We start from the raw sequence: 19,020 nt of genomic DNA, 5'->3' as shown, positions 1-19,020 counted from the left end.
CGTACGGAATAAAGAAACGAAAAAGAGAAATATAGAATGAAAAACAAAAGCAGGGAGAGGAAAATATGATCGCAATTATAGACTATGACGCAGGAAATATTAAAAGTGTGGAAAAAGCGCTCTTAAGTCTCGGACAGGAAGTGACAGTTACGGCGAAACAAGATGAAATACTGGGCGCGGATAAGATTGTTTTACCGGGGGTAGGCGCGTTTGGAGACGCTATGGAGAATCTGAGAAAGCGACAACTCGACGCTGTGATCCGGGAAGCAGTGGAAAAGGAAATTCCGTTTCTGGGGATATGCCTTGGACTTCAGGTGTTGTTTGAACAAAGCGAAGAAGCGCCGGGGGTGGAAGGACTTGGGATTTTAAAAGGAAAGATATGCAGGATCCCGAATGCAGAAGGATTAAAAATTCCGCATATGGGGTGGAATTCTCTGCATTTAGAGAATAACGGAAGGCTGTTCAAAGGGATAGAAGATGATCCGTATGTTTATTTTGTGCATTCTTATTATTTGAAAGCAGAGGATGAGCAAATAGTGAAAGCTTCCGCTGAATATGGTGTACATATCCATGCGTCGGTAGAACAAAAAAATGTTTTTGCGTGTCAGTTTCATCCGGAAAAGAGCAGTACGGCGGGACTTCGGATATTGAAAAATTTCGTGGAATTATAAGAGGTGAATGTGATGTTTACAAAGAGAATTATTCCCTGTCTGGATGTAAAAGACGGACGGGTCGTAAAAGGAGTCAACTTTGTAGGTTTGAAAGATGCCGGAGACCCGGTGGAGATCGCGAAGGCATATGACGCGGCAGGAGCGGATGAACTTATATTTCTTGATATTACGGCGTCTTCCGATCAGCGGAAAACGGTAGTCGATATGGTCAGAGAAGTGGCAAAATGTGTTTTCATTCCATTTACTGTCGGCGGAGGAATCCGCACGGTCGATGATTTTCGGGCGCTTCTTCGCGAAGGGGCAGATAAGATTTCCATTAACTCTTCGGCGATCAATACGCCGGAGCTGATCCGCGATGCGGCGGATAAATTCGGCAGTCAGTGCGTTGTAGTGGCGATCGACGCGAAAAAACGTCAGGACGGTTCGGGGTGGAATATTTATAAAAACGGCGGTAGAGTAGACGTTGGGATCGATGCGGTAGAGTGGGCGCAAAAAGTGGAACAACTCGGCGCGGGAGAAATTTTACTTACAAGCATGGATTGTGACGGAACGAAGTCGGGATACGATCTGGAACTGACAAAAGCGATCGCGCAAAGCGTGTCGATTCCTGTGATCGCCTCGGGAGGAGCGGGGAAATTAGAACATTTTAAGGATGCTCTTGCAGAAGGAATGGCAGATGCGGCTCTGGCGGCGTCGCTGTTTCACTATAAAGAACTGGAAATCAGACAGGTGAAAGAGTATTTGGCAAAAGAAGGCGTTTCTGTAAGATTGTGATCTTAGAGGAACAAGGGGAAAGACTGCATGAAGAGACAATACCGATAAAAGCGGCGGAGATACAAACGGAAAGAAAGACGAGGGTGATAAAGATGTCAGGTATAAGCGGAGACTGGTATGAAGCGCTGAAAGGTGAATTTTCAAAGCCATATTACAGAACATTATTTCAGACGGTAAACGAGGAATATAGAACAAGATTGATTTTCCCGCCGGCGGAGGATATATTTAATGCATTTCATTTGACTCCGCTGAAAAAGGTGAAAGTAGTGATACTCGGACAAGACCCTTATCACAATAACGGACAGGCGCACGGGCTTTGCTTTTCAGTGAAAAAGGGAGTGGATGTGCCGCCGTCTCTTGTCAACATTTATAAAGAGCTTCATGATGATCTCGGGTGTACGATCCCTGATCACGGATGCCTTACAAAATGGGCAAATCAGGGAGTTCTCATGTTGAATACTGTGCTGACTGTTCGTGCTCATCAGGCAAATTCCCACAGGGGCATCGGCTGGGAAGAATTTACGGATGCGGCGATCATGGCGTTAAACGGTCAGGACCGTCCGATCGTATTTATTTTATGGGGCGCTCCGGCGCAGAGAAAAAAGGCGATGCTGAACAATCCGAAGCATCTGATATTGACAGCGCCGCACCCGAGTCCGCTGTCGGCATATCGTGGATTTTTCGGGAGCAGACCGTTTAGTAAAACGAATGAGTTTTTAGAGTCGCAAGGCGAAGAGCCTATTGACTGGCAGATCGAATAGAAAAGAAAGCAGAAAGGCTGCAGATGTTTTGCGGCCTTTTTTGTTATAGGGGGAAAACAGAAGTTTTGCGCAGATGAGATTCGGATATTAAGAAATTATTCATAAAATACATAGCGAAATCTAACAAAACATATGATACGATACAAATAACAATGCATCGCTGTTTCGTAAAAAGGCAGATCTGACTGCCGAAGATTCGTATGTGTTGAGACAGGAGATAAAACAAACAGACAGAATGAGTAAAGAAAGCAAAAAGGAGGAGACAGTGAGGGAGATTATCAGTGTGAAAAACCTGTATAAACTGTATCGTGTCGGCGATTCGGTCGTCCGGGCATTGGACGGCGTTAGTTTTTCAGTGTACGAGGGAGAATTTTGTGCGATCGTCGGAACGTCCGGTTCCGGAAAATCGACTCTTTTGAATATGCTTGCCGGACTGGAAAAACCGACTCGCGGGGAAGTGATCGTAGCGGGGAAGCATATCGAGCAGATGAAAGAAAATGAACTTGTAAAGTTCAGAGGAGAAAACGTTGGTTTTATATTTCAGTCGTTTCATCTGATGGGAACGATGAATGCACTGGAAAATGTGGCGCTTCCGCTTACATTTCGCGGAGAGCCGAGAAAAGAACGAATAAAAAAAGCCGACAGAATGCTGGATCTGGTGAGCTTGGAAAAACATAAAAAACATCTGCCGAACCAGTTATCAGGAGGACAGCAGCAAAGAGTAAGCGTGGCAAGGGCGCTTGTGAACGATCCGAAGATTATTTTTGCGGATGAACCTACAGGAGCGCTTGATTCACATACGTCTCAAGATGTGATGCGCCTGATGCAAAGACTCGTAAGAGAGCAGAAAAGAACGCTTGTCATGGTCACGCATGATCGAAGTCAGGCGGAATATGCAGACCGGGTATTGGAGATTATAGACGGAAAAATTGTACACATTACAGAAAACAGGAGGAAAGAGGAAAATGAGAGAGCATAGAAAAATGACGTTGAAACGGATCGGAATCGGAATTTTATGCATGGTGTTTGTGTTGTCTATGCTTGCTCCGCTCGTGGCATTTGCAGAGGAAAAAACAGAGTCCGGAAGTCAGGTGTCAAAGAGAGAGCTTGCGTACATTCAGATCAGTGTCGGCGACGGGCAGGAGACGCCTGTGTTTAAGGCGGGGCAGAAGGTATCCGAGTTTCGGATCAATGTAAAAAACAACGGAAATGTAGACGCGCACAACGTGCGGATAGAACCGGATATCAAGAATGCATCCGACTGGCCCTTTGAACTTGATAAGCTGAATTATGAAAAAGAGTTGTCTACGATCAAAAGCGGCGGACAGACTGCGGCTGTGTGGGGGAGTGAAGAGAAACCTCTTATCGTAAGAGGAGATGTGACAGGGAAGTCTTATAAACTGGAATTTAAGATTTCTTACGATGACGGAGAGAAATCCTATGAGACGGATAAGTATGTCTTTGTAAAAACGACCGCAAAAGAAAAGCCATCGGAAAATCAGGGTGGAAATGCAAACGGCGGAGAGATAAACAACGGAAATACCGGAAACGGAAGCGGCGGATCGGGAAATGCGCAGGGAACGCCGGACGATTCGGGCGCGGTGTTCGGAGGAGTATATACCAGCGATCCGGTCATGGCAGGCGGCTCGGCAGGCGGCGCGGATGCGTCAAGCGCATCTGTTCCGCGGGTGATTGTAACAGGATTTAATACAGAGCCGGCGGAAGTTCGCGCGGGAAGTAATTTTAAATTGATCGTCCACCTGAAAAATACTTCTTCAAAAACTGCTGTTTCAAATATGCTTTTTGATATGCAGGCTCCGTCATCAGGTTCAGAAGGTGCGGCGGAAGCTCCGGCGTTTCTTCCGGCATCGGGTTCAAGCTCTGTTTATCTTGACGGAATTTCTGCCGGAGGAACGAGCGACATTTCAATCGAATTGAATGCACGGGCAGATCTTGTGAAAAAGCCGTACAGTATCAGCATGTCTATGAAGTATGAAGACAGCAGCGCGGCGCAGTATGAGGCGCAGTCAAGCCTTGCGATCCCGGTCATACAGGACGCCCGGTTTGAGTTCAGTAAGATCGAGATCGCGCCGGAGACAGTAGCGGTCGGAGAAGAGGCGAATATTTCCTGCAGTCTGTACAATCTCGGACGGGTGAAGATGTACAATGTGAAAGCTCGTTTTGAAGGCAAGATGATCGAGTCAGACGAACAGTTTATCGGAAATCTTGATTCCGGCGCGACAGGCATGATCGACGCCATCGTGACGGCGAAAGAAGAGACGATGGACAATACAGAGTGTAAGCTGATCTTAACTTATGAAGATGATGCGGGAAATGTATCGACAGCGGAGGAAAAATTTGACCTTACTGTTATGCCGATGTCAGATGCCGGAGACCTGGACGCTATGGCAGATATACCGGAAGAACAGGGGGGGCTGCCGATCGGAATGATCTTGGCAGCAGCCGTAGTTGTGATCGTTGCTGTGGCTGTGGCAATCGTGCTTATTATGAAGAGGAAAAAAGCAAAACGTCTGGAAGCGGAAGAGGAGGAGTTGTTTGATGAGGTGGAGCGATCTGCTGAGGATGAGCGTTAGCAGCCTGCGGCGCAGAAAATTAAGAACGTTTCTTACGGTACTAGGCGTTGTGATCGGAACGGCTTCTATAGTAGTTATGATATCGCTCGGACTCGGACTTCAGGAATCCATGTATAAAGAGGTGGAGCAAAACGGAGGAACGACAAGTATTACCGTGACGGGAAAAGATTCGGGCGGAATGATGTACGGTTATTCGGGAATGTCTTCGGACGAAGAAGAATCGCAGAAATACATCACAGATGATGTGATCAAAGATTTGAAAAACGTAGCCCATGTAAAAAGTGCAGAGCCGATCTTAAGCATATCGGTAATCGCGCTGAAAGGAAAATATGAAGGCTTTATCGAATTGACAGGAATGACGCCTGAAGGTTTGAAGACATTGAATCTGGAGCTGGAGGATGGCGGGCGGCTTCCTGATCCGAACAGCGCCCAGCTGGAACTTGTATATGGAAATACAGTAATAACGAATTTTTATGAAAAAACATCAGGAAGAGGATATTGGGATTCGGGAGAACTTCCTGATATAGATCTGCAGACGGATTCCGTTTTTCTTATACTCGATCAGGACGGCTATTATCAGTCGCAGAGCGCGGCTTCGGATATCGGCGGCTCTGCCGGAGAAAGCGGAGAAGGCGGAACAGCGTCGGCAAAAACGCCTCCGAAAAAACATGTCGTATCTGCAAGCGGCGTTTTAAAGGGCGGACCGGACACATATACAGTCAATTCATATATGACGTTTTGCGATATCAATAAGCTGAGGACGTATCTTGAAAAAGAATTCAGAGGAAGAGCGATTCCGGGGCAGCCGACGACAAAGAGCGGAAAACCATATAATAAGTTTGTATATTCGTCGGCAAAAGTACAGGCGGACGACATGGAAAACGTAGAGGCTGTCTCAGACGCGATTCGGGCGATGGGATATAATGTGTCGTCGAATATCGAATATATCGACAGCATGAAGAAACAGTTTGCAATGGTTCAGGCGGTGCTTGGCGGAATCGGAGCCGTTTCGCTGTTTGTTGCGGCAATCGGAATCGCAAATACGATGATGATGTCTATTTATGAGAGAACGAAAGAAATCGGCGTTATGAAAGTGATCGGATGCAGTCTTGGAAATATTCGTCAGATGTTTCTTTTGGAAGCGGCGTTTATCGGACTTGGCGGAGGTGTGATCGGAAATGTTTTAAGTTTCCTTATGTCTGCGGCGATCAATGCTCTTGTGAAGGGCAAAGAGATGGGAATGACAACAGGGCAGATTTCTTATATTCCTTTGTGGCTTGTTCTTGTTTCTCTTGGGTTTGCAATGCTTGTCGGAACGGCGGCGGGATATTTCCCGGCGAGAAGGGCGATGAAGTTAAGTCCGCTTGCGGCGATCAGAAATGAATGACAACCGGAAACAGGCGGCGGTTAGAAATAAGTGACGATCAGCCGATGATAAGAGGCGCAGATAGATCGGATAATAACGAAAAATGGTAAAAGACAGAGGTGACCGGGGATTATTCCTCGATCACCTCTATTTCTAAATAATCAAAATCAATGCTGTCTACAAAGTTATCCTGATAAAACCGAGCTTTTGCGTGCCGTTTGAAGTCGGCGATCGTTGTGTCAAGCCAGATAGGCTTGCTTAGATCGAACTCATAGCAGATGGCGTCCAAAGCGTTGAAAATCTTATGTGTGCGGGTGTCTGTTGTCTCATCGCAAATGACAGTATCGCGCAGAAGCCTGTTTTCTTTAAATTCTTTTCCCCATAAACGAAACATAACGAAGCTCCTTTCAAAGTTTATGAAATTTATCATACAAAAATCCCGTTGCTTGTGCAAGCCCTTTTTGATATATTAGTATCAGTTCGGGCGCTCGGACAAAATATACATGCAGGGAAAGCCGGCAAGTTTATATCGTGTCTGTGCGGTGAAATGAAAAAAGAAAACATGATGTGACGCAGGAGTTTGTAAAGGAGTAAAAAGATGATCAGAGTATGCACGATAAATGACAAAGAAATATTGGAAAAGTATTTACAGGAAGAGCCGTATGCCGGAGCAATTTTGGCGGCGATCGAGGAGTTTGGATTTGACGAAAAGTTTCAGACAGTATATCTTGATTCGGAAAAACGAAATCTTGACACCGAGGGAGAGCAAGAAACAGAAGAGACGGTAAAAGGGGTGTATTTGTGGTTTCATAAAAATCTTCTTTTGTACAGTAAAGAAAATAAAGTCGATATAGATTTTCTTGAACAGATGATTTTTATGGCTGCGCCGGACTGTGTTGTGGGAAGGAAGGACAATGTAAATATCGTAAGCTGGCTTTTGACGGATTATCATTTTAAGCAGTCGGACATGATCCCCGAAATCGTGGACGCAGAAGGAAAAACGACTCCGTGTTTTGCGGCAAAAGAAGCGTATGCAGGCGAGTGGGGGTATCTTAAGAAATGAAAAAACTTTTAGATCGGATTTTTATAGATGGTCTGGGCGGAATGGCACAGGGACTTTTTGCTACGCTGATCATAGGAACGATCATTCAGCAGATCGGGTTGTTTATGGGAGGCGGCACAGGAGATCTTATTTATGAACTTGGAAAGATTGCCGCAGGTTTGACAGGTGCAGGCATCGGAGTCGGTGTGGCGCGAAAATTAGAAGCAGGACATCTCGTAATCGTTTCGGCCGCGGTTGTCGGTATGATCGGTGCATTTGCCGGGAAAATCTTATCCGGACAGGTTCTTGTGGATGGAAATCTGGTTCTGGCAGGGCCGGGAGAGCCGTTAGGCGCTTTTGCGGCGGCGTATCTGGCGATCGAGATCGGGATCTTGATCTCGGGTAAAACAAAACTTGATATTATACTGACTCCGCTGGTCTGCATCGGAACGGGATCGGCAGTCGGTCTGTTTGTCGGTCCGCCGATTTCTGAATTTATGTTATGGCTTGGCTCCTTGATCAACTGGGGAACAGAGCAGCAGCCGTTTTTGATGGGAATTGTCGTTTCCGTTTTAATGGGAATGATCCTGACGCTTCCGATCAGCTCAGCGGCGCTTGGAGTAATCCTGAATCTGTCGGGACTGGCGGCAGGGGCGGCGACGATCGGATGCTGCTGTAATATGATCGGATTTGCGGTGGCTAGTTGGAGAGAAAATAAATTCAGCGGATTTCTGGCGCAGGGAATCGGAACGTCGATGCTTCAGATACCGAATATCGTAAGAAGACCTTTGATCTGGCTTCCGGTTATTTTGTCAAGCGCCGTTTTAGGTCCGATCGGAACAATGCTTCTTCATATGACGAACAACGCTACGGGATCGGGTATGGGAACAGCCGGACTTGTCGGTCCGCTTATGACATGGCAGGTAATGACGCAAAGTGAAGCGGGAGTGATCGTGCTCGGAAAGATCATTTTGATCCAGTTTATCCTTCCTGCGGCGGTGACGCTTCTCATTTCTGAGTTTATGCGGAAAAAGAAGTGGATCCGTCAGGGAGATATGAAATTAGAGTTGTAAGAGAAGTCTTAAAAAACAATGAAATCTATGACATGCCTTAGGATTTATGTTAGAATGAAAAAGTAAAATAACTGGCGGAGGCAGTCTGAAATGACGAGTGAACAACAAGTAGAAGCTGCGCTGAAAAGCTATGAGGATGTCGATAGCTGGAAGACGATCATTTTTCTGTATAACGCAGCGCTGAAAGAAGTAGGAACAAAGCTGGAGATTTTGAATGACGAATTTCAGCATGTACATCAATATAATCCGATCGAGCATATAAAGACAAGGATAAAGACGCCGGAAAGCATTGTGAAGAAATTAAGGCGGTATGGCCATGAGACGTCGATCGAGAACATGGTACGCTATATCAATGACATTGCGGGGGTACGTCTTATTTGTTCCTTTACATCTGATATTTACCGTTTGGCGGAGATGATCGGCAATCAAAGCGATCTGAAAGTTCTTTCGATCAAAGATTATATTAAAAATCCAAAAGAAAGCGGTTATAAAAGTTATCATATGCTTGTATCCGTTCCGATCTTTCTTTCCGACAGCGTAGTCGATACAAAAGTGGAAATCCAGATCCGAACGATAGCGATGGATTTTTGGGCGAGTTTGGAACATAAGATTTATTATAAGTTTGAAGGGAATGCGCCTGATTATATAAGCAGAGAATTGAAAGAGTGTGCGAAGATGGTGTCGGAACTTGACGACAAGATGCTCTCTTTGAATGAGGCGATTCAGGCCTGCATGATCAGAGACGATCAGAGAAAAGAAAGTATGGAAGATGTGTTTGACAATGTGATCGGCGAAAGAAGAAAACAGTAAAGAAAATCTTAAGTAATCTTAAGTTTTAAGCTTTGGGGGCAAAAGATATTGATGCTTTTGCCTCTTTTCGTTATACTGTATATTTGGAGGGAAAAGACGAATGCAGGAAGAAAAAACAGAAATAGAACGCTGCGATTTTATACATGTTCATGAAGATGTAGTAAAAAAAGTAAAGGAACACATTCCGGCAGAAAGAGAGCTGAATGATCTTGCGGAATTTTTTAAAGTGTTCGGAGATGTGACGAGACTGAAATTGTTAAGCGTGTTGTTTCATTCGGAGATGTGCGTGTGCGATCTGGCAAAGACGCTGAATATGACTCAGTCGGCGATCTCTCATCAGCTCCGCATTTTGAAACAGATGAAGCTCGTGAAAAACAGAAGGGAAGGAAAGACAGTATTCTATTCTCTTGCAGACGGGCACATTAAAACGATTATTAATCAGGGAATGGAACATATACAAGAGTAATAAAAGAAAAGCCGGCGGGCAGGGAAAGCCGGCAAACAGGAGAAAGCCGACGAACAAGGGGAAGCTGACGAACAGGGAAAAGTTGACGGAAAAGGGAAAAAGGGATGACGAGAGAAACCAGAAAAAGGGAATTGGAGATCGGTATCGGTCTTGTTTTATATTTGCTGGCATTCTTAATAAGCATGCAGGCAAAGATGAAATCAAAGGCGGAGATGCTTTTGTTTTTACTGCCGTATATTGTATCGGCGATCAGTATTTATAAAGAGCAGGCAGAGAAATTTTTGAAAAAGCAGTTTCTGGATGAAAACTTACTGATGATCATAGCGACTGTAGGAGCATTTTTTGTAGGACGTTACAAAGAAGCCGTTGCGGCGATGCTCTTTTATCAGGTCGGAAAACTTGTAGAAGAAATCTCTCTGAGCAGGACGAAAAAATCTATTGCGAAATTTATTGATATTCGTCCGGAATATGCGAACCTGAAAATCGGAAACACAGAAAAGATTGTTCCGCCGCAGGAGCTGAATTTGAGACAGACGATCGTACTGCATCCGGGAGACAAGATCCCGGTTGATGCGGTTGTGACAAGCGGAACGGGAACAGTTGATATGAAAGCGCTGACAGGAGAACCGGATCCTGTCACTGTGCGGATCGGAGACAGGCTGTTCAGCGGAAGCATCAATCTGAACAGCGTGTTGGAAGCCAGAGTTGAGAAACTGTACAATGATTCTACTGCGGCGAAGATTATGCGGCTTGTAGAAAGCGCAAATGAAAACAAATCGGAGAGCGTACATTTTGTAGATAAATTCACAAAATATTATACGCCGATCGTTATTTTGATCGCGCTTTTAACTGTCATTCTCCCGCCTATGATGTTTGTGGAGGCGAAGGCTGAGTGGATATACAGAGGATTGATCATTCTTGTGGCGGCATGTCCGTGCGGGTTGATGGTTTCTATACCGCTTGCGTTTTTGGGCGGGATAGGATCTGCTTCAAAGCAGGGCGTTCTGATAAAAAGCGGAGCTGTTTTGGAAGATCTGATCCGGGTAGACACATATGTTTTTGATAAAACGGGAACACTGACGGAAGGCGTATTTCATGTGAAAGATATTGTTCCGTATAAGTTTGAAAAGGAAAGACTGTTGGAGCTTGCGGCTTTGGCGGAAAGTTATTCAAAGCATCCGGTGGCGCTGTCTCTTGCGGAAGCTTATGGAAAGCCGGCTGAAAGTACGCGGATCAAAGATGTGAAAGAAGAACCGGGGTACGGTGTTCATGCGTTTGTGGACGGACTGGAAGTTTATGCCGGGAACACAAGGCTGATGAACCGGGAAGGAATCCTCTACGCACAGACGGAAAAAGACGGAACTGCCGTTCATGTGGCTGTTGACGGAAAGTATGCGGGATACATATTGATTGCGGATACGATTCGTAAAGATACGGGAAAACTGATGCGCTGGATGCGAAAGAAAAATATGGGAACGGTTATGCTGACCGGAGATAACGAGCGTACGGCGGAAAAAGTGGCGGCAGAGCTGAAAATCGACAGCGTTTATGCGGAGCTGATGCCGGAAGATAAAGTGCAGCTTCTGGAAGAGTTTTGCAATGACCGCATGGAAAATGAAAAATTGGCGTTTGTAGGAGATGGAATGAATGACGCGCCTGTTTTGGCGCTTGCAGACATCGGCATCGCGATGGGCGGTCTCGGCGCGGATGCCGCGCTTGAGGCGGCGGACATTATCCTTATGGAAGATGAGCCGTCGAAGATTATAAATGCGGTGCGGATCGCAAAAGGAACGATCCGGTCTGTACGGGGAAATGTATTGTTTGCGATCGGTATGAAAGTATTTTTAGTCATACTTGCGTTTTTCGGTCTTGTGACGATGCAAAGCGCTATTATAGCAGACATGGTTGTGATGGTAATTAATATTTTGAATTCATTTTGGATGATGAAGTATCCGGAATCGGGGGTGTAAACGAATCGTGAAAATCAAAAAACAGATCGTGTTGGCGGCAGTTCTTTGTATGGCTGTGCCGACTGTGGCATCAGGCTGTGCAAACAGTGCGAAATCAGGTGTAGAGGCATTGGAGGCAGGAGATTATAAAGAGGCGCAGGCACAGTTTGAAAAACTGACTGAAGAAAAGGATAAGAAGAAATCGGCAGAGGGGTATCGGGGACTTGCGATGACATATTATGAGCAGGAGGAGTATAGCTCGGCTCTCGATGCGTTTAAAAAAGCTGTTGACACAGGAGTAGTACAGACGACTCAGATCTATAATCTGATGGGTATTTGTGCAATGAAGACAGAGGATTACGAGGCGGCTCTTGAATATATACAGGCGGGTCTTGCCATGGCGGAAACAGATATGTCAGGTGAAGAAGAGAAGAATTCGGAAAATGGAAAAGATTCTGCTGAAATGATTCAGGAGATGAGATATAACGAAGTTGTCTGTTATGAAAAACTGGCTGATTGGGAAAACGCGAAGCAAAAAGCGTCCGAGTATCTGATCGAATATCCGGAAGATACGGCGATGGAAAGAGAAGCCGAGTTTTTGGAAACGAGATAAACACCGTTTGGCAAAAGAAAGTTCTCATGAAAGGGAATTTTTCGTGAAAGGAAAATCTACGTAAAGGGAAAATCTATGTGGAGGGAAAATCTATGTGGAGGGAAAATCTTTGTGAAGGGAAAATTCTCATAAAAGAAAATTCGGAGAAATAATATGTATGAGATGGAGCAAATCGACGAGAGGGTGATCCTCGTCGGAATCGATACGGGAAATGAAGATGCGGCAAACCGTTCGCTTGACGAACTTTCGGAATTGGCGAAAACTGCAAAAGCGGCTGTAGTCGGCAGGCTGATCCAGCCAAGAGAGAGCGCGCATCCGGGAACATATATCGGGAAAGGCAAATTGACGGAACTCAAAGATCTTATATGGGAGACTGACGCGACGGGGATTATTTGCGACGATGAGCTGACGAGCGCACAATTAGGCAACCTTGAAGAAGAACTGTCATGTAAAATTATAGACAGGACGCTTTTGATCCTTGATATTTTTGCGGCGCGGGCAGTATCGGGAGAAGGAAAGATCCAGGTGGAGCTTGCTCAGCTTCGATACAGAGCGTCAAGACTGGCGGGGCTTGGCAGATCTTTATCCCGTCTCGGCGGGGGGATCGGAACGAGAGGTCCGGGAGAAAAAAAGCTGGAGATGGACAGGCGTTTGATCAGAGAACGGATCAGCAGACTGAAAAAAGAACTAAAAGACGTGGAAAAGCATCGGGAATTAATACGGACACAGAGAAAACAGTCGGGATTAAAGGTGGCGGCTTTAGTAGGATATACATCGGCGGGAAAGAGCAGTATAGAAAATGCGCTGACAAATGCCGGCATTTTAGAAGACGCCATGCTGTTTTCTACATTAGATACTACAACCCGCTCTCTTGTTCTCGATAATACGCAGGAAATATTAGTTACAGATACGGTCGGTTTTATAAGAAAACTGCCTCATCACCTTGTGGAAGCGTTTAAAAGTACGTTAGAAGAAGCGAAGTATGCGGACATTATTATTCATGTGGTAGATGCGTCTAATCCGCAAATGGATGAGCAAATGCATGTCGTTTACGATACATTGCGTCAGCTTGGAGCGGCAGACCGACCGGTGATCACACTTTTTAATAAGCAGGATAAACTCGAGTCGGCAGGCAGCTATCGGGATTTTCAGGCGGAATATTCAATTCCGGCTTCGGCAAAAACAGGAGAAGGTCTTGCAGAACTAAAAAAGGCGCTTCTCGAGATCGTACGAAGAGAACAGATCTATGTGGAGCGTTTGTATGATTTCTCGGAAGCATCGAAAATTCAGCTTATCCGAAGTCGTGGACAACTTTTGTCGGAGAAGTATGTTCCGGAAGGGATTGAAGTGAAAGCGTACGTTCCGAAAGATATTTATGGGAAGGTTTGTATATAATTACCAAAAATAAAGGGGGAAATATGAGGGAACGATAGTTTTAAAGCTGTAAGATAGTAATGAAACCGGTAGGGAAAGTGGTGCAAAAAGCGGAAAATAATTTGACATTTTTGTTGAAAATTGGTAACATTATTTAGATGATACAAGAAAATATGTGACAGAGTATTGCTGTACAGAGCAGGCAAGACCTTTTTAACTGATTATATGGTTGGTAAAGCAGGGATTGCCTTTTTTCTTGTATTATGAGGAAATCAGGGGATTATTTCCGAGAAAAAGTTATGAAAAGGAGGAACAAGGAAGCAATGCATAACGTGAAAAAGTCATTCAAAAGACTATTGGCGGTATCATTATGCGCAAGCTGCGTCTTGTCAAATGGGATGCTTTCTCTTGCGGAAGGGGCAGAGGACAAGGCGGTGAATCTGGCTTTGGGATGTCAGGCGACTGCAAATGCCCAGTACAATCAAAACGGTAATGATATGAGCGCGTCAAAGGCAGTTGACGGCAACGATGAAACGCGGTGGTCTTCTGAAGGTGCGGCCCCGGGATGGCTGCAAGTGGACTTGGGAGAACAAAAGTCCTTTACGCAGTTCCGCATCTTAAGTGAAGGCGGTACAGGAGTTACCGTAGGAAAACAGTTGATCGGGAAGTTCAAAATCGAAGGTTCTAACGACAATTCAAAGTGGACTTTGATCCATCAGTCGGAGGATAAACAGGCGGAAGGTTTTCCGCAGGATACAGTGGTAACGCTGGAAAAACCGGTAAGTTACCGATACGTGAAGCTGACGGTGGAGTCGTTGAAAACAGGAGCTTTTGACAGCGTTTCGATTCGCGAATTTGAGATCCGTGATAAAGAAGAGACAACTCCGGAAAAACCGCAAGACCCGGAAGAAAACGTGGCTCTGAAAAAAACGGCAGCAGCAGATTCTACAGAAGATAATAGTTTGATCGCGGCGAAAGCGTTTGACGGCAACACAAAAGATCGAAGCTCAAGATGGAGTAGCGCGGTAGCGGACGCCCCGCACTGGATTTATGTCGATCTCGGAAAAGAAATGGATGTAAAAACAGTCTGTATTTTCTGGGAAACAAGAAAAGCGACGGACTATAAGATCCAGATCGCAAACACGGCAGAAGCGCCGGCGGAATCCGATTGGAAAGATGTGAAGCACGTACAGGATCGTCCGAAGGCATTGAAAGATGCAATCGTGTTGGATAAAGTTGAGAAAGCAAGATATGTGCGCTTGTACATCAATTCATTTACAAAGAATGATCCTGATAATGAAGGGGCAAGCTGGAATTCGATCTCGATTTATGAAATGGAAGTATACGGCGGCGAGCCTAAGGTAGATATCGAGGAAGGAATCTCGGTTGATACTCCGAAAAAGGGTGATAAGAAGCTGACAGTCCATATTCCGGAAGAAACAAAAACGGAAAAGGTAACATATAACGGAACGGATTATGAACAGGTTGTAGATGCGGATTTGAATCTTTATCAGCCGGTTGTAGATACGACAGTGAAAGTTTCCTTTAAAATCGAGAATAAAGAAAACGGCTCTTATCGTTTCAAGGAAATTCCGGTAACAGTTCCGGGAGAATATGAAACGAAAGAAGGAGATAACGCAGCGCCGGACGTTTTGCCGGAAATCAGAGAATGGAAGGGAAATGCCGGAACGTTTGCTCCGAATGCGGGAAGCCGTATTGTCATTAAAGATGCAGAACTTCAGGAAATGGCAGATGCATTTGCAAAAGATTATGAGGCAATTATGGGACAGACGCTCCCTGTAGTAACTGCAGATTCGGCGAATGCAGGCGACTTTTTCTTTGCGCTGACAAAAGAAGGAAAGGGACTGCAGGAGGAAGGCTACCTTATGACGGTAGATGAAAAGACTGCGGTAGAAGCGGAGACAACAACAGGAGCATTCTGGGCAACAAGAACGATTTTACAGAGCCTGAAAGCGAACGGAAATATTCCGCAGGGTGTTGCAAGAGACTACCCGCTTTATAAAGTGCGCGGATTCATTTTGGATGTCGGACGTAAGACGTTTACAATGGACTGGCTGGAAGATACGGTAAAACAGATGTCATGGTATAAGATGAACGACTTCCAGATCCATCTGAACGATAACCTGATCCCGCTGGAGCACTATTCCCAGATCGGAGAAGATCCGATGCAGGCATATTCTGCATTCCGTCTGGAATCTGATATTAAAGAAGGCGGAAAAGACGGTCTGTATAAGGCGGATCTGACGAGTAAAGACGTATTCTATACAAAAGACGAGTTCCGAAACCTGATTCAGGAATCAAGGGTATACGGAGTGGATATTGTACCGGAGATCGATACGCCGGCACATTCTCTTGCTTTGACAAAGGTAAGACCGGATCTGCGTCACGGTACATACGGAAGAGACAACGATCATCTTGCGCTGAAAGAAAAATATGATGAAAGTCTGGAATTCGTACAGAGTATTTTCAATGAATATATGGGAAAAGATCTGTCCGATCCGGTATTCGATAAAGATACGGTCGTACATGTCGGCGCGGATGAATATACGGCGGCGCCGGAAGCATACAGAAAGTTTGCGGACGACATGCTTAAGTATGTGCAGGACAGCGGACGTACGCCGCGTATCTGGGGAAGTCTTTCCACGATCAAGGGAGAAACTTCGGTGCGCAGCGAAGGCGTGCAGATGAACCTGTGGAACTTTGGCTGGGCAAATATGGACAAGATGTACGAGCAGGGTTACGATTTGATCAACTGCAACGACGGAAATTACTACATTGTTCCGAATGCCGGCTATTACTATGATTATCTGAATGAAGATACATTATATAATCTGGCAATCAACTCTATCGGCGGAGTGACAATTCCGGCAGGAGATAAACAGATGATCGGCGGCGCTATTGCGGTATGGAACGACATGACAGACTATCTGGAAAACGGTGTCAGCGAATATGACGTATATGATCGTATCGACAATGAGATCGCATTGTTTGGCGCAAAGCTGTGGGGAAAAGGAAATAAAGACTTAAGCGCGGCAAAAGAAGATTATGCGGCGCTTGGAACAGCTCCGCGGACAAACTTTACATACGAGACAGAGAAAAACGAAGAAGGCGCGGCAGTTCATTATCCGATGGATAATATGAAAGATGCTTCCGGCAGCGGACAGGATCTTAAAGAAGGAAAGAATGCCGCTATCGAAAGCGTAGACGGAAGAAACGCGCTGAAGCTCGAAGGCAAAGAAAGCTATGTAAGTACAGATCTTGCGACGGCAGGACTTGGAAATGATTTGCGCGTAAAAGTAAAGAGGACAACAGACGGCGACGAAGAACAGATTCTCTTTGAAAGCAGCTACGGAACGATCAAAGCAGTTCAAAAAGAAACCGGAAAGGTTGGTTTCACAAGAGAAAATCATGATTATTCCTTTAACTATAAACTGCCTGTCAATGAATGGGTAGAACTGGAATTTAAAAATGAGCAGAATAAGACATATCTCTATGTCAACGGAGAGTTAAGAGACGTACTTGGAGACGATGAACGGGTAGAGGGAAGACCGCTGCTTGCGACAACGATGTTCCCGATCGAAAGAATCGGAAGTACTAAGAATGCGTTCACAGGTTACGTGGACGACGTCCGCCTTGGAACGAATGCTGATTTTGCGTCTACAATGCCGCTTGATTACGCAGTGCTTACTGCAAATCAGGTAATCGGAAAAACGGAAAATGCACAACTTGCCCAGCTTGTAAAAGAGGCAGAGGCGATATTTGCAGCTTATAATCCTGACGCGTCGGCAATCAATGACTTGGCGGCAGAGATAAAAGCAGTTTTAGACGACAGCGATTACAAAGAAGCGGACTACAGCAGAATTGAAACGCTCAAGAAGACAATCCCGTCGGATCTTTCTCCGTTTACAGAAGAATCGGCGGCATGGCTTGAGTACGTGCTTTCGCAGATTCGTACCGGACTGCCGGAAGAAATGCAGAGTACGGTAGACGGTTATGAGAAAATGCTGGCAGATGCTCTGGCAGGTCTGACACTGGTTGAAGAAAGAAATGTCAACTATGTAGATAATGCAAAACTTACGGCGACAGCATCCTCGCATCAGGATAACGGATCTGCGCCGGATAAAGCGCTGGATGGAGACACAAACACAATCTGGCATTCAAAGTGGGATATCACAACTATGCCCCATTGGATCGATCTTGAAATGGAAGAACCAATGGCGGTTGACGGACTTACTTATGTGCCGCGTCAGACAGGAACAAACGGAAATGTGACTAAGTATGAGATTCAGATCAGCAATGACGGAACAAATTATACGAAGCATGCAGAAGGCACATTGAAAAATAATGCGGATACAAAAGTAATTGATTTTAACAAAGTTACTACGAAACATGTGCGTCTGGTTTATCTGGAGGCGGCAAATAACAATGGCGCTGCGGCAGAATTAAAACTGCATCAGGCCGACGTTCCGGCAGATATTGAAGGTTTGACTGCTGTGATCACCGAGGCAAAAGCAATCAAGAATGAAGGATTTACAAAAGAATCATGGGATGCGCTTCAGAACAAGATTGCAGAGGCAGAAGAATTGGCGTCTGCGGAAAATGCAGATGCGAATGATGTGGAAATCATGAAGAGAGAATTATCAAAAGCAATGACATCTCTCATTTTAGAGGACAAGGTAACTTCAGATCCAGAACCGGGCAAAGTGGATAAGAGCAAACTGCAGGAGCTTTATAATAAATATAAAGGTATCAAAGCAGACGGGTATACAGCAGAAAGTTGGACGGCATTTGCTGAAGCACGTACAGAGGCGGAAACGGTTCTTGCAAATGAAAAAGCAACACAGGAAAAAGTGGATAAAGCGGCGGAGAATCTTGAAAAAGCGTTTAAATCACTCAAGAAAGAGGAAACGAAGCCGGATCCAGACCCGACACCGGATCCAGACCCGGGCGCTGCAGATGTAAGCGGACTGAAGAATCTTTATGAAGCGTATAAAGACATTAAATCGGACGGGTACACAGCAGAAAGCTGGGCGGCATTTGATAAAGCCCGTGCAGAAGCAGAAAAGATCCTTGCAAATCCGAATGCGACACAAGATGATGTGAATGCGGCGAAAGCGGCTCTGGAAGCAGCTTATAAAGGTCTTGTTCCTAAGACGCAGCCGAATCCGACACCGGGCGGAAACGGCGGAAACGTTGGCAGCACAGCGGTTGTCACAGGAGACAGCGCAAATATCGCAGGATATCTGACAGTTCTTCTGGCAGCAGGTGGAATCGCTGTAGTAACATTCTTTAGAAGAAAAAGAGTGAAATAAAAAACATCTGATTCGTAAGATGCTGTATGAAATACAAAAGGCGGTGCGTGTAAAGCATCGCCTTTTGTGTATGAGTAATCCCATATCAGATCTTCCGATATCGAAATAGTAGTTCGTACAATCGAAATAAGATACAGACATCTCCCAGATACAGATTTTGTAATGGTGAATTAATGACAGGAATTCTGTCATTG

General features: G+C 45.3%; 15 protein-coding genes. 14 read left to right on the top strand and 1 reads right to left on the bottom strand.

Annotated features, from left to right (window positions below):
* Positions 1–65 precede the first annotated feature (65 nt).
* The 6 genes from hisH to RUMTOR_RS08005 all read left to right on the top strand — a co-directional run bounded on the left by hisH (position 66) and on the right by RUMTOR_RS08005 (position 6,187).
* A complete protein-coding gene (hisH, locus tag RUMTOR_RS08030) occupies positions 66–671 on the top strand; it encodes an imidazole glycerol phosphate synthase subunit HisH (protein ID WP_004846936.1) in 606 nt (201 codons plus the stop codon).
* A 12-nt stretch (positions 672–683) separates the two neighbouring features.
* Positions 684–1,445, top strand: coding sequence for an imidazole glycerol phosphate synthase subunit HisF (gene hisF / locus RUMTOR_RS08025; protein ID WP_004846935.1), 762 nt, complete (start codon positions 684–686; stop codon positions 1,443–1,445).
* A gap of 92 nt (positions 1,446–1,537) precedes the next feature.
* A complete protein-coding gene (gene ung, locus RUMTOR_RS08020; RefSeq protein ID WP_004846934.1) occupies positions 1,538–2,206 on the top strand; it encodes a uracil-DNA glycosylase in 669 nt (222 codons plus the stop codon).
* A gap of 235 nt (positions 2,207–2,441) precedes the next feature.
* Positions 2,442–3,185 carry an ABC transporter ATP-binding protein gene (locus RUMTOR_RS08015; RefSeq protein ID WP_004846933.1) on the top strand — a complete coding sequence of 248 codons (744 nt, stop codon included), beginning with the start codon at positions 2,442–2,444 and terminating at the stop codon, positions 3,183–3,185.
* Entirely contained in the window at positions 3,172–4,800 is a 1,629-nt protein-coding gene (locus RUMTOR_RS08010; RefSeq protein WP_004846932.1) for a COG1361 S-layer family protein, read from the top strand. Before RUMTOR_RS08015 ends, RUMTOR_RS08010 begins: the two co-directional genes overlap by 14 nt.
* Entirely contained in the window at positions 4,766–6,187 is a 1,422-nt protein-coding gene (locus tag RUMTOR_RS08005) for an ABC transporter permease (RefSeq protein ID WP_044998121.1), read from the top strand. The genes RUMTOR_RS08010 and RUMTOR_RS08005 overlap by 35 nt, the downstream gene beginning before the upstream one ends.
* A gap of 109 nt (positions 6,188–6,296) precedes the next feature.
* On the opposite strand, the gene RUMTOR_RS08000 is transcribed toward RUMTOR_RS08005, so the two are convergent.
* Positions 6,297–6,560, bottom strand: coding sequence for a hypothetical protein (locus RUMTOR_RS08000; protein ID WP_009243043.1), 264 nt, complete (start codon positions 6,558–6,560; stop codon positions 6,297–6,299).
* Between the two features lie 204 nt (positions 6,561–6,764).
* Here RUMTOR_RS08000 and RUMTOR_RS07995 point away from each other — a divergent pair, with 204 nt between their 5' ends.
* The 8 genes from RUMTOR_RS07995 to RUMTOR_RS07960 all read left to right on the top strand — a co-directional run bounded on the left by RUMTOR_RS07995 (position 6,765) and on the right by RUMTOR_RS07960 (position 18,826).
* Positions 6,765–7,229, top strand: a complete 465-nt coding sequence (locus RUMTOR_RS07995) for a hypothetical protein (RefSeq protein WP_004846928.1) — start codon at positions 6,765–6,767, stop codon at positions 7,227–7,229.
* Positions 7,226–8,281, top strand: a complete 1,056-nt coding sequence (locus tag RUMTOR_RS07990; protein ID WP_004846927.1) for a PTS sugar transporter subunit IIC — start codon at positions 7,226–7,228, stop codon at positions 8,279–8,281. Before RUMTOR_RS07995 ends, RUMTOR_RS07990 begins: the two co-directional genes overlap by 4 nt.
* Positions 8,282–8,371: 90 nt before the next feature.
* Positions 8,372–9,091 (top strand): GTP pyrophosphokinase, encoded by a 720-nt coding sequence (locus RUMTOR_RS07985; protein WP_004846925.1) that lies wholly within the window; start codon positions 8,372–8,374, stop codon positions 9,089–9,091.
* Between the two features lie 100 nt (positions 9,092–9,191).
* Positions 9,192–9,557 carry an ArsR/SmtB family transcription factor gene (locus RUMTOR_RS07980; RefSeq protein ID WP_004846919.1) on the top strand — a complete coding sequence of 122 codons (366 nt, stop codon included), beginning with the start codon at positions 9,192–9,194 and terminating at the stop codon, positions 9,555–9,557.
* 104 nt (positions 9,558–9,661) lie between these two features.
* Positions 9,662–11,527, top strand: coding sequence for a heavy metal translocating P-type ATPase (locus tag RUMTOR_RS07975; protein WP_004846917.1), 1,866 nt, complete (start codon positions 9,662–9,664; stop codon positions 11,525–11,527).
* Positions 11,528–11,534: 7 nt separating this feature from the next.
* Entirely contained in the window at positions 11,535–12,119 is a 585-nt protein-coding gene (locus RUMTOR_RS07970; protein WP_009243041.1) for a tetratricopeptide repeat protein, read from the top strand.
* A gap of 153 nt (positions 12,120–12,272) precedes the next feature.
* A complete protein-coding gene (hflX, locus tag RUMTOR_RS07965) occupies positions 12,273–13,514 on the top strand; it encodes a GTPase HflX (protein ID WP_004846915.1) in 1,242 nt (413 codons plus the stop codon).
* A gap of 302 nt (positions 13,515–13,816) precedes the next feature.
* Positions 13,817–18,826, top strand: coding sequence for a discoidin domain-containing protein (locus RUMTOR_RS07960; RefSeq protein ID WP_009243039.1), 5,010 nt, complete (start codon positions 13,817–13,819; stop codon positions 18,824–18,826).
* Positions 18,827–19,020 lie beyond the last annotated feature (194 nt).

Source organism: [Ruminococcus] torques ATCC 27756 (genome assembly GCF_000153925.1).
Taxonomy (GTDB): Bacteria; Bacillota; Clostridia; order Lachnospirales; family Lachnospiraceae; genus Mediterraneibacter; species Mediterraneibacter torques.
The sequence above is the reverse complement of the archived record's forward strand: the minus strand, read 5'-3'. Positions and strand labels throughout refer to the sequence as shown.